Here is a 12,258-nt window from a genome sequence, read left to right as displayed (position 1 = left end):
ATAGGGGAGTGCGATCTGTGCCAACTTTGAAATGCGCTGCCAACGGCTATTTGCTGAGTATGTAGTGTCGTAGCTGTTTATGCCGGTTACCACAACAAAAGGAGGAATTTTTCGTTTGTTTTATTAAATAAAATTGTCAATTTTAACGCATATATTCGTTGCCCGAAATAGCAAATAAAAAATCCAGATTTTTTGGTGCTGCAATGGTATAATTAGGTTGTCGTTGGGTATCTTATACGAGAGCAAAAATATCCGGAGCAGCAGGCAGATTATCAATCATAAACAGAGTTAGTATGGTAAAATCGATTCTATCAATCGTCTTGTTTGGTTTTAGTGCAGGAGCGGTGCAGGCGCAGGACACGCTGCAGGTACAAGGTACCTCACCCGCCCTTTACATATCCCATGTTGTTAAGAAAGGAGAAAATTTTTATAGCCTCAGCCGTGCATACGGTTTGCCGCCAAAGGAAATAGCCGCTGCGAATAAAGTGACTATGGAACAGGGATTGCAACTGGGACATAACCTGCATATTCCGCTCACCGCCGCCAACTTCTCACAGAAGGCAGATGCAGCAGGTAAACCTGTATATCACAAAGTAACCGACAAAGAAACTTTATACCGGGTAAGTGTGAATTACAACAAAGTTCCTCTGGACAACATTCGTCAATGGAATAGTTTTTCAGGTGATGGATTGAAAAAAGATAGTTACGTGATCATTGGCTTTATGAAAGCTGGTGGCGCCGCTGGGGAAGTTGCTTCTAAAGTGGAGAAAGTGAAAGCGAAAGAGAAAGAAAAAGCTGCACCGGTACCAGAACCAGTGGAAACAGCTGTAGTAGCTCCACCAACACCTGCTCCAGCTCCGGTGAAAGAAACTGTTAAGAAAGAAACAGCACCCGCTCCTGAAGTAGCAGAAACACCTGCACCTGCTCCGGTTAAACCGGCAGCGGCCAACAGCAGCGCTGATTTTGAACAACTGTATGAGCAACAAACCAACAATGGTAAAAAAGCCGGCTCTGAAAAAGGCCCTGGTACCTGGTTTAAGAGCAATGCCGTTGGGAAATATTATGCTTTGCATAATACGGCTCCCCGTGGTACCATCATCAAAGTAACCAATCCGCTGAATGGTAAAGCGGTATATGCAAAAGTACTGGATGTAATTCCGCAGATGAAATCCAATGCAGGCCTGATTATCAAGTTGAGCGACAGTGCTATGCAGGCCCTGGGAAGTAATGAATCCCGCTTTTATTGCGAGCTGAATTACGAAAACTAAGTAACTATTTACATAAAAAAGGAGCGGAGATGCTGTATTGTACACATCTCCGCTCCTTTTTTATGGTGTCTGGCCAAGGCTAGGAACTAAACCTGTATCCCCGCAGGAACGCCTCAATATCCATTTTTTTCTTGCCTTCCAGCTGTATTTCGTCCAGGTACAAATAGCCATCGGGCGCAGCAATTTTCACATAGGTTTTCTGATCTGTATCAAAGTCTCCGGGTGCTTTTGAAGGTATTGTATGTTCTTTGTGTGCTTTGTATATTTTCAGATTTTTCCCCTGGAATGTAGTCCAGGCAGCAGGATAAGGACTCAACCCTCTTACATGATTGTAGATGTTGTCGAGTGGTTGCTGCCAGTTGATCTGGCAGGTTTCTTTAAATATCTTGGGTGCATGTTTTATTTCTGCAGCCGGAATATTGGCCTGAGGTGTTCCGGTGGCGTTGCCGGCAGCAATGGCCTGCACCGTTTTAAGCAGGAGGGTGGCACCTGTATGCATCAGTGCATCATGTAGTTCTCCGGCAGTTTCATCTTCCCGGATGGCTACTTTATCACTGAACAGGATATCACCGGTATCTATTTCATGTTGTAATTTAAACGTAGTAACACCGGATTCTTTTTCTCCGTTAATGATGGCCCAGTTGATAGGCGCAGCCCCCCGGTAGTTAGGTAACAGGGAGGCATGTACGTTGATAGTACCTTCCGGTGGCATATTCCAGACCATTTCCGGCAGCATCCGAAAAGCTACCACTACCTGCAGATCTGCTTTTAAAGCGGTTAATGCTGCAATGAAATCAGGGTTTTTCAGTTTTTCCGGTTGTAATACATGTAATCCCTTGCTGACAGCATATTGTTTCACTGCACTTTCCTGTAGCTGCAAGCCGCGGCCAGCCGGCTTATCCGGTGCCGTAATCACACCAACGATGTTGAAGCCATTTTGCACCAAAATATCCAGAGACGCCACTGCAAAATCAGGCGTACCCATAAAAATAATACGGAGATCTTTACTCATAGGATGCAAAAATAACGAGGATTGTTTAGCTTTTAGCCATTAGCTTTTAGCTTTTAGCAAAATGCAGCGGAGATTAACATACAACATGTTCTCCGCTGCATTTTGCTAAAAGCTAAAAGCTAATGGCTAAAAGCTAATACAGTAAATACTTCGCACGGATTACTTTAAATTTTGCCAGTCCTGGTTCCCAGCTTTTGCGGATATCTGCCTCAGAAACGCCTTTCACGATTTGTTGCTGCAGCGTTGTATTGCCTGCTACTTTGCTGAAGAATGGGATAAAGAATTTGTCTTTATCAGGGAATATCCGGTAGGCATCTAACAGCCATTTCAATTCAATTTTACGGCCTTTATGGGGTACGGTTTCCGGCACATTGCTCAGGTCATAGCCGTAGCACAGCTGGTCTTTCAACACCGGACTGGGATTGGAAGCACTGGCACGTGGGGTAAAAGAAAAGCCCTGTTTGGGAAACAGTGGCGATCCATATACCTGGAAAGGCTTGTCGGTACCACGTCCCAGACTGAGTACTGTTCCTTCAAAAAAGCAGGTAGAAGAATACAGATTGATGGCGGCCATATTGGGCAAATTAGGTGAAGGTTTGATGGGCACGCGATAGAAAGTCTGATGGCTATAGTTTTCGCAGGGGATCACTTTAATATCACATTGTACACCTTTGCTGAGCCAGCGTTCTCCATTCAGCATGCGGGCATATTCACCAACGGTCATTCCATGTACGATCGGAATGGGCTGCATACCTATAAAGGAACGGTAAGCGGTATCGAGGATGGGGCCGTCAACATAGTCTCCATTGGGATTGGGACGGTCCAGGATGATGAGCATCTTTTTATTTTCAGCAGCAGATTCCATGAGTTCCTGCAGGGAGGAGATGTAGGTGAAGAAGCGGGTACCTACGTCCTGTATATCAAAGATAAGGACGTCTATATCTTTCAGGTCCGCTGCAGTGGCTTTGCGGTGCTGTCCGTATAGCGACACAATGGGAATACCGGTAGCTGAGTCAATACTGTTGGCCACTTTCTCACCATGACCGGCATTGCCTCTGAAGCCATGTTCCGGGCTGAAAATCTTTTGGATTTTTATGTGGAGCTTCAGTAGAGAGTCCACCAGATGCGTTTTTTCAATGGTCGCGGTTTGGTTCACCATCATGGCTACCCGCTTATTTTTCAATAGCGGCAAATACCGGGAAGTCTGCGTGGCGCCTGGCAATACAAGGTCCGCATATTGAGCGGAGGTTTCAAAAAAGCACCCCGCCAGGAGGATGCAAATAAGTAGTATACGGTTCATACCGTTAAGATACGGCAAAGCTTTATTGGCTGCATCAAAAAGCGCGGATTATAGCAGCTTTTTGTATCTTGCGCGTAATTATTAACACTAAACAATTAATTTTTATGCAAGCTGTTAAAAACGGGGATACAGTGAAGGTGCATTACCATGGCCGTTTAACGAACGGAACTACCTTTGATTCTTCTGAAGGTAGACCGCCGCTCGAATTCAAGGTAGGTGCCGGTATGGTTATCAAAGGATTTGAGAATGGTGTGCTGGACATGAAAGTGGGCGACAAGAAAACCATTCATATCCCTGTTGATCAGGCATATGGTCCCAAAAGCGAAGAAATGATCATGGATTTTCCAAAAGAAAATATCCCGGCTGATCTGAATCCTGAAGTAGGCATGGAATTGCAGATGAGCAATCCCCAGGGCCAGGTATTCCAGGTGAAAGTAGCTGCTATCGGTGAAGAGTTCATTACCCTGGATGCTAACCACGCACTGGCTGGTGAAGACCTGGTTTTTGACCTGGAACTGGTAGAAATCGTATAATATTTAGGGATTTTTGATATCCGGATGTAGTGATCAACCGCATCCGGATATTCGGAAATCCCTAAATAATTGTTATCCCGATGAGTTGTTTGTTATTATTTATTTCTCCCCATGCACCATTAATGGCCTTCTCCCAATGGTGTTTCCGGCGCCTCAAAGGCTGATTTCATATCACGTAAACAATCTGCACAAAGACAACCACTAAACTTTTGCCGGATGAAGTATCGCTCTTCTTCCGACAAGGTTACATCCTGACATTGGCAGCGTAGAATAGTACCTACACGGCATTCGAAGCTGCGCTGACATCGCGGACAGGTTACTGTTTCATGATATGCCATGCATAAAAGTAGCTATTTTTTTGCATGAAAGCAGTTAGCTTTTAGCTTTTAGCAAATGCAGCGAAGATTAACATATCATGATCTTCGCTGCATTTGCTAAAAGCTAAAAGCTAACTGCTAACTGCTGTATCCTGGCATTCTTCGCAGCAGTCACCATATTGCGAAGCGCAGCTTCCGTTTCCGCCCATTTACGGGTTTTTAGTCCGCAGTCGGGATTTACCCAGATATTGCGGGCAGGCAACAGCTGTGCCGCTTTATGCAGCAATGCTTCCATTTCGGCTACTGTGGGCACTCTGGGAGAGTGAATATCATATACGCCGGGGCCAGTTTCATTGGGATACCGGAAATGTGCAAATGCTTCCAGCAGTTCCATTTGTGAGCGGGATGTTTCTATGGTTATCACATCCGCATCCATGGCGGCGATATGCTCAATAATATCGTTGAATTCCGCATAGCACATATGTGTATGGATCTGGGTGGCATCATCTACTGTACATACGGCAAGACGGAAGGCTTTTACCGCCTCTTCCAGGTATTCTGCATGCTGGGATTTGCGGAGTGGCAAGCCTTCGCGCAGGGCTGGTTCATCTACCTGTATCACTGTGATACCTGCATCTTCCAGGTCTTTTACCTCATCGCGGATCGCCAGTGCCAGCTGGAAAGCAGTTTGCATGCGGGGTTGATCGTTGCGCACAAATGACCATTGTAAGATAGTAATAGGGCCGGTAAGCATGCCTTTCACCGGTTTGCTGGTGAGTGATTGTGCATAGCGGCTCCAGGCTACGGTCATGGGTTCCGGACGTTGTACATCTCCGAAAATCACCGGTGGTTTTACACAACGGGTACCATAACTCTGCACCCAGCCGTTTTGTGTAAACACAAATCCATCGAGTTGTTCGCCAAAATATTCCACCATGTCATTTCGCTCAAACTCGCCATGTACCAATACATCGAGACCAAGATTCTCCTGGCGGTAAATGGTTTCGGTAATGGCATTGCGGATATCTGCATTGTATGTTTCCTGCGTAATAATTCCTTTTTTGAGGTCCGCACGCAGCTGTCTTATTTCCGTGGTTTGCGGGAAGGAGCCAATGGTGGTGGTAGGAAACAACGGTAGCTGTAAAACACTGTGCTGTAATACCTGCCGGTGCGGGAAAATGCTGTGGCGCTGGGTGTCAGCAGTAGTAATCTCTTTTATCCTGGCTTTTACTTCCGGAAGATGTATGCTACTGGCTGTTTTGCGGCTATTCATCACTTTTTCGTTTTCAGCCAGCAAGCTGTCATCACCGGCGGCGATTTGCTGCAGCGCTATTACTTCGGCTACTTTCTGTTTTGCAAAAGCCATCCATTGTTTTACTTCCGGGTCCAGTGCTGTTTCATCTTCCAGGTTATAGGGAACATGGAGCAGGGAACAGGAAGTGCCGAGCAGGAGCCGGTCTTCGCCAATTTGGGCGATTGCTTTTTTAATGAGACCCAGGGAAATGGCATAATCATTTTTCCAGATATTACGGCCGTCTACCACACCGAGGGATAGCAGTTTATCTTCCGGTAAAGCAGATAATACAGCATCCAGTTGTTCCGGAGCCCGTACCAGGTCGATATGCAGCGCCTGTACCGGCAGTTGCAGGGCCAGTGCAGTATTGTCTTCCAGGCTGCCGAAGTAGGTGGTCAGTAATATTTTTACCGCAGGCAACGCCTGTCTGATCGACGAATAGGCCGTATGATAAAGCTCTCTGACAGCGGGTTCGAGGTCTGTTACCAGTGATGGTTCATCGAGCTGAATCCATTCTGCGCCTGCCTCCTGTAAAGCAGCAAGTAGTTGAATGTATGCCGGCAGTAGCTTCTCCAGCAGCTGCGTATAGCCGACACCGGCGTCTTTTATTTTACCGCTTAAAATAAAGGTAACAGGCCCGATCAGTACTGGTTTGGTAGTAATACCCAGACTGAGCGCTTCTTTGAATTCCTGTACGCATTTGGGATGATGCAGTGCATATTGTTGACTGGCTTCAAATTCCGGTACCATGTAATGATAATTGGTATCAAACCATTTGGTCATTTCCAGGGCGGTGATATCAAAATTATTTTTCTGGTAGCCCCTTGCCATGGCGAAGTACAGCTCAGGGCAGGTAGGGTTGGCAAATGTTTGTTGGAGGCCCCGGAAGCGGGAGGGTATTACGCCCAGTGTTACACACATATCCAGTACCTGGTCGTAATAAGAGAAGTCGTTGGAGGGTATCAGGTCTATACCGGCATCCTGCAGCAATGTCCAGTTTTCTTTTCGTAGCTGCCTTGCCGTTAGCTCAAGTCTTTCCAGTGAAATTTTTCCGGCCCAGTAGTTTTCGCAGGCTTTTTTCAGTTCCCGCTGGCTGCCTATTCTAGGGTAGCCTGGAATGTTGGTAAGCATATATAGGATGTATTTTATTCTTCACAAACCTATTATTATTGATCATTTGTTCGATCATTTGTATGAAATTCAGTTTTTTGTCTTAAAAAGGTAGATAAAAAAAGAATAATTTACTTTTTGAGATATTGTGAGAGGTGGTAAAACAGAATAATCTACGGCAGGGGTGTATAGGTGATTTTCCTTAGGTTTGCAATATGTTTACAAATTACTCATATACGGTTGACAAACGCTTTATGCGTTATGTGCAAATAGATACGCAATCAGATCCGATGAGCAGCAGTTTTCCGACAACGGAAAAGCAGAAGGATCTGTCCCGCCTGCTGGTAGCGGAATTGCAGGAAATGGGCATTACGGATGCAGAGCTGGACGAACATGGCTATGTTTATGCAACGATCCCTGCAAATACGGACAAAAAAGTACCGGTGATTTGTTTCTGTTCTCACGTAGATACTTCTTCAGACAGTAGTGGTACAGGCGTAAAGCCCATTGTACACCAGCAATATGATGGTGGTGACATTGCTTTGCCGGACGATGAAACAGTGGTGATCAGTGCAAAGGAGCATCCTTACCTGGCCGGCAAAAAAGGTGATGACATCATTACTGCCAGCGGTACCACTTTGCTGGGAGCAGATGATAAAGCTGGTGTGGCAGAAATCATGGATGCGGCCAATTACCTGATGACGCATCCGGAAGTGAAGCACGGTGCTATCCGCATCCTGTTTACCCCGGATGAAGAAGTGGGTCGTGGCGTGGAAAAAGTGAATATGCAAAAGCTGGCAGCAGATTTTGGTTATACTATGGACGGTGGAGAACTGGGTTCCCTGGAAGATGAGAACTTTTCTGCCGATGGCGCCAGGATTACGGTGTATGGCGTGAGCGCGCATCCCGGTGCGGCGAAGGATAAGCTGATCAGTGCTATCAAAATAGCCGGTGAAATCGTAGATGCGTTACCGAAAGACAGCCTCTCTCCCGAAACGACAGATGACCGCGAAGGTTTTATTCACCCGGTGCGTATTCAGGGTACGGTAGAGAAAACGGAAATAGATTTTATTATCCGTGATTTTGAGACTGCTCACCTGGAAGCACATGAAACTTACCTGCGCCGTATTATGGACAAAGTATTGGATAAGCACCATGGTGCCAAGGCTACTTTAAAAGTAACGGAGCAATACCGTAATATGAAGGAAGTGCTGGTAAAACACCCGGAAGTAACTGCCCATGCTGCAGAGGCCATACGCCGTGCAGGTGTACAACCGCTGAGAATGAGCATCCGTGGTGGTACAGATGGTTCCCGTCTTTCTTTTATGGGATTACCCTGCCCGAATATTTTTACAGGGGAGATGGCCTTACATAGCAAGCATGAATATGTAAGCATACAGGATATGCGGAAAGCGGTGCAGACAATTGTATATCTGGCACAGGTTTGGGAAGAGAAGGCGTAAATTATGCGGAAAACTTTCGCAAATATTTTCTTACTTTAACCGTTTATAGTAGTGTTCTACTTATGCACCCGTTAAAATATAGTTCATGTTGTTAGGTTTTATTACATTATTACAGGATTCTTTATTACGTCCCAAAGCAGATACTGTGGCGCAGGGCATATCCGCTACCGCTGAGGCCACACCACAGATCCACCTGATAGACATGCTGATGAAAGGCGGTGTCCTGATGATTCCATTAGGTATCCTGTCGCTGATCGCAGTATATGTATTTGTGGAAAGGGCCATCACTATTGCAAAAGCCGGGACGCTGCCAGATAACTTTATGCCCATGATCCGTGATCAGATTACCACTGGTAATATGCAGTCTGCACGTTCATTGGCCAAAAATACTGCTGGACCCATTGCACGCATGATTGAAAAAGGGATTCAGCGCATAGGTAAGCCTATCGACAATATTGAGAAATCCATGGAAAATGTGGGTAAGCTGGAAATCTACCGGATGGAAAAGAACCTGGTAATCCTGTCTATTATTGCGGGAATTGCACCAATGTTCGGGTTTCTTGGTACGATTGCGGGTATGATCCAAACCTTTTTCAACATCTCTATTACGTCAGATATTACACTTGGCACCATTGCCGGTGGTATCTATGTAAAGATGATCACCTCTGCATCCGGGTTAATTATCGGTATCGTGGCCTTCATTGGCTATAGCTACCTGAATGCACAGATTGATAAGGTAGTAAATAAGATGGAAGGCGCTTCAGCTGAATTCATCGATATTTTGCAGGAACCAACCCGCTAAAACAAAAGATCATGAATTTACGCAGGCGAAATAAGAGACAGGTGGAAATGCACAACTCTGCACTGAATGACATCCTGTTCATTCTGCTGTTGTTCTTCCTTATTGTTTCCACACTGGCGAATCCGAATGTTATTAAGCTGTTGTTGCCCAAAGCCAAGAGCAACACCAAATCCAAGCAAACGGTAGTAGTAAGTATTAATGAGAAACGCGAGTTTTTTGTAGGTACCAACAAAGTCCCGTTTGATAACCTGAAACAAGCCCTGGCTCCATCTATCGGCAATGAGAAGATAGAGCCCACGATTGTAATCAATGCAGAGAAATCAGTTCCTGTAGAAGATGTCGTGAATGTGATGGAAGTGGCCAGGGAAATGGGGGCCAAGGTAGTATTGGCAACAGCACATAAATAGTGATTTAGCGGTTAGCTTTTAGCCATTGGCTTTTAGCAAAAATGCAGCGGAGATGAACATATACTATGTTCTCCGCTGCATTTTTGCTAAAAGCCAATGGCTAAAAGCTAACCGCTCCCTTCACCATTCTGTCTTTCCCGAACATATCCTGTTTCAGGTCTACGTCTTTGAATCCCAGTTCTTCCATAAGGGTCACCACTTCTTTACCCAATGCTTCATTGATTTCAAAGTAAAGCGCTCCGCCAGGGAGTAGTTTACTTTTTGCCATCACAGAAATATGGCGGTAAAACAACAGCGCATCGTTGTCGGGAACAAAAAGGGCCAGGGAGGGTTCAAAGCCCCAAACCAGCTCCTGCATTGTTTTTTGTTCGCTTTGTGTAATATAGGGTGGATTGCTGACGATCATATCAAATTCCGGCAATGTGGCCAGCTGCGTAGGATCCAGGGCATCCAGCAGCATAAAGTTGACATCCAGTTTTTGACGGGAAGCGTTGCTGCGGGCTATTTCCAGGGCGCCTTCACTTACATCTATTGCAGACACCTGTGCGTCAGGCAATGATTTTTTCAGGGCCAGGGGAATACATCCGCTGCCCGTGCCCACATCCAGCAGGTGCAGGCGATGGCGGTGTGCCGCATCCTGTACCATCCATTCTACCAGCTCTTCAGTTTCCGGGCGGGGAATGAGCACATTTTTATTTACCAGGAGTTCCATGCCATAAAACCAGCTGCTACCAGTAATATATTGCACCGGCTCGTGGCGCTGCAGTGCTTCAATAGCCGCTTTTAGTCGTTGATTCTGATCGGGGGAGAGGATTTTTGTTTTGTGAACAATGCGATCCAGTTTACTCATGCCCGTTAGGTATTCCATGATAATATGCGCTATATTGGCGGCTTCCCGCTCCTCATATAGTTCACTGATGGCACCAGTAATATAGGTAAAGGCCGTTTGTATAGTCAATATAAATAGTTTAAGGAATATAACCGGAAAAATGCAAACCTGGGGGAGCGGCATTTTCCACTGGCTAAAAACGATACATTTGCAAAAATATTACATCGCTGGCGATTATGAATAGCACGTTCAATGAATTTTTTATGCAGCGCTGCCTGGAGCTGGCCGCTATGGGAGCGGGCCAGGTGGCACCTAATCCAATGGTAGGAGCTGTACTGGTCCACCAGGGGCGCATCATAGGAGAGGGCTATCACCGGCAGTACGGGCAGGCCCATGCTGAGGTGAATTGTGTTAACAGCGTTGCCGCAGAAGATCAGTCACTGATCCCGCTGGCAACCATGTATGTAAGCCTGGAGCCTTGTGCTCATCACGGCAAAACACCGCCCTGTGCCGATCTGATCGTATCCCGGGGAATTAAGGAAGTGGTGATTGGCTGCATAGATACGTTTTCTGCCGTAGCAGGTAAAGGCATTGAGAAGCTGGAAAAAGCAGGGATAACAGTGCATACAGGCCTGCTCGAGGCAGAATGCCGGTATATCAACCGCCGTTTTTTTACTTTTCATGAAAAGAAACGCCCCTATATTGTACTGAAATGGGCGCAGGGCAGCAACGGCATTATGGCCGCTGCCGATGGAGCACCTGTAAAAATATCCAATCCTTATAGTGACCGGCTGGTGCATAAATGGCGCAGTGAGGAGATGGGTATCCTGGTAGGTACCCGAACCGCTATCCTGGATAATCCCAGGCTGAATAACCGGCTATGGACCGGTAAAGATCCGGTTCGTCTCATCATCGACCGGGAAGGGAAAGTTCCGCGCTCCCACCACGTATGGGATGGTAGCATTCCTACCATATTTATTACAGGTAGCCGTGCAGATACCCACGGGTTGACGGAAATCATGGAGCTGGATTTTACCGATATGCTGCCTGCGTTGCTGAAACAGCTGCACCAGCGGCATATTCAAAGCGTTTTGGTGGAAGGTGGTCCTCATCTGTTGCAACAGTTTATCGCAGCCGGGTTATGGGATGAGGCCCGCATTATAACTGGTACGGTTACACTGGCAGATGGATTGGCAGCACCAGTGCTCACCCGGGCAATAAGTGTAGATACGATGCAGGTGAACGGCGATCGTATTGATTTTTATAATCCTGCGTAGTTTTCATGTGCGCATTTTAAATGATATTGATGGAGGTTTATTTTACAATTGATAAAACAGCTGTAGCAGAGTTCAAGGACAGGGGCAGCAAATTTCTGGCATATGCTTTTCCTGTCAAAACCCCGGAAGAGGTAAAAGAAGCCCTCGGAGAAGTGAAAAAGGAACACCCCAAAGCTACACACCACTGTTATGCTTATCGCCTGGGTACGGCTGGTCTCCAGTTTCGAGCCAGTGATGACGGTGAGCCATCCGGGTCTGCCGGAAAGCCCATCCTGGGACAAATAGACAGTAAACAGATCACGGATGTACTCATTGTAGTAGTACGTTATTTCGGTGGCAGCCTCCTGGGTGTACCCGGACTTATCAACGCATATAAAATGAGCGCTGCAATGGTATTGCAGCTGATCCCGGTTATCCAGAAAAATATAGAAGCAAAATATCATCTCAGCTTTGATTACACTATCATGAATGATGTAATGATGGTGGTAAAACAAAACAACTGCACGGTGTTATCCCAGGATTTGCAGTTATTTTGTGAGATGGAAATAGGGGTACCTAAATCCGGCGAAGAGCTGTGCCTCCTGCGATTGAAAGATATTTACGGACTGGATATAAAAAAGCATAAAGCATAAAGCAAAAAGCTATC

The 12,258-nt window shown here is 46.1% G+C and carries 12 protein-coding genes; 7 read left to right on the top strand and 5 right to left on the bottom strand.

Going from position 1 to position 12,258, the window contains the following annotated elements; all coding sequences use genetic code 11:
* Positions 1–293 precede the first annotated feature (293 nt).
* Positions 294–1,268 (top strand): LysM peptidoglycan-binding domain-containing protein, encoded by a 975-nt coding sequence (locus tag AB4Z08_RS02800; protein ID WP_441572250.1) that lies wholly within the window; start codon positions 294–296, stop codon positions 1,266–1,268.
* A gap of 79 nt (positions 1,269–1,347) precedes the next feature.
* On the opposite strand, the gene fmt is transcribed toward AB4Z08_RS02800, so the two are convergent.
* Both fmt and AB4Z08_RS02790 read right to left on the bottom strand, forming a co-directional pair.
* Positions 1,348–2,280, bottom strand: a complete 933-nt coding sequence (fmt, locus tag AB4Z08_RS02795; RefSeq protein ID WP_441572249.1) for a methionyl-tRNA formyltransferase — start codon at positions 2,278–2,280, stop codon at positions 1,348–1,350.
* 133 nt (positions 2,281–2,413) lie between these two features.
* On the bottom strand, positions 2,414–3,580 hold the full coding sequence (locus tag AB4Z08_RS02790) for an exo-beta-N-acetylmuramidase NamZ family protein (protein WP_441572248.1): 1,167 nt from the start codon (positions 3,578–3,580) through the stop codon (positions 2,414–2,416).
* 104 nt (positions 3,581–3,684) lie between these two features.
* Between AB4Z08_RS02790 and AB4Z08_RS02785 the strand changes: the two genes are divergently transcribed.
* The gene (locus AB4Z08_RS02785; RefSeq protein WP_133810109.1) at positions 3,685–4,113 is read left to right on the top strand and encodes an FKBP-type peptidyl-prolyl cis-trans isomerase; all 429 of its coding nucleotides are present in this window, start codon (positions 3,685–3,687) and stop codon (positions 4,111–4,113) included.
* A gap of 119 nt (positions 4,114–4,232) precedes the next feature.
* Here the strand turns inward: AB4Z08_RS02785 and AB4Z08_RS02780 are convergent, their stop codons facing one another.
* Both AB4Z08_RS02780 and metE read right to left on the bottom strand, forming a co-directional pair.
* A complete protein-coding gene (locus tag AB4Z08_RS02780; RefSeq protein WP_441572247.1) occupies positions 4,233–4,451 on the bottom strand; it encodes a cysteine-rich CWC family protein in 219 nt (72 codons plus the stop codon).
* A gap of 103 nt (positions 4,452–4,554) precedes the next feature.
* On the bottom strand, positions 4,555–6,855 hold the full coding sequence (metE, locus tag AB4Z08_RS02775; protein ID WP_441572246.1) for a 5-methyltetrahydropteroyltriglutamate--homocysteine S-methyltransferase: 2,301 nt from the start codon (positions 6,853–6,855) through the stop codon (positions 4,555–4,557).
* A gap of 194 nt (positions 6,856–7,049) precedes the next feature.
* On the opposite strand from metE, the gene pepT reads away from it, so the two are divergent.
* The 3 genes from pepT to AB4Z08_RS02760 all read left to right on the top strand — a co-directional run bounded on the left by pepT (position 7,050) and on the right by AB4Z08_RS02760 (position 9,506).
* The gene (gene pepT, locus AB4Z08_RS02770; RefSeq protein WP_441572245.1) at positions 7,050–8,297 is read left to right on the top strand and encodes a peptidase T; all 1,248 of its coding nucleotides are present in this window, start codon (positions 7,050–7,052) and stop codon (positions 8,295–8,297) included.
* Between the two features lie 85 nt (positions 8,298–8,382).
* Positions 8,383–9,099, top strand: coding sequence for a MotA/TolQ/ExbB proton channel family protein (locus AB4Z08_RS02765; protein ID WP_441572244.1), 717 nt, complete (start codon positions 8,383–8,385; stop codon positions 9,097–9,099).
* 11 nt (positions 9,100–9,110) lie between these two features.
* Complete coding sequence (locus tag AB4Z08_RS02760) at positions 9,111–9,506, top strand: ExbD/TolR family protein (RefSeq protein ID WP_441572243.1); 396 nt, start codon at positions 9,111–9,113, stop codon at positions 9,504–9,506.
* Between the two features lie 100 nt (positions 9,507–9,606).
* Here the strand turns inward: AB4Z08_RS02760 and prmC are convergent, their stop codons facing one another.
* Positions 9,607–10,464, bottom strand: a complete 858-nt coding sequence (gene prmC / locus AB4Z08_RS02755) for a peptide chain release factor N(5)-glutamine methyltransferase (RefSeq protein ID WP_441572242.1) — start codon at positions 10,462–10,464, stop codon at positions 9,607–9,609.
* A gap of 107 nt (positions 10,465–10,571) precedes the next feature.
* On the opposite strand from prmC, the gene ribD reads away from it, so the two are divergent.
* Entirely contained in the window at positions 10,572–11,612 is a 1,041-nt protein-coding gene (gene ribD, locus AB4Z08_RS02750) for a bifunctional diaminohydroxyphosphoribosylaminopyrimidine deaminase/5-amino-6-(5-phosphoribosylamino)uracil reductase RibD (protein WP_441572241.1), read from the top strand.
* Between the two features lie 29 nt (positions 11,613–11,641).
* The gene (locus tag AB4Z08_RS02745; RefSeq protein WP_441572240.1) at positions 11,642–12,244 is read left to right on the top strand and encodes an IMPACT family protein; all 603 of its coding nucleotides are present in this window, start codon (positions 11,642–11,644) and stop codon (positions 12,242–12,244) included.
* Positions 12,245–12,258 lie beyond the last annotated feature (14 nt).

Origin of the sequence: Chitinophaga sp. RAB17, from assembly GCF_052114225.1 — a bacterium.
In the GTDB taxonomy this organism is placed as follows: Bacteria; Bacteroidota; Bacteroidia; order Chitinophagales; family Chitinophagaceae; genus Chitinophaga.
Note: the sequence above shows the minus strand (reverse complement) of the source record. Positions and strands in the feature narration are given on the sequence as shown.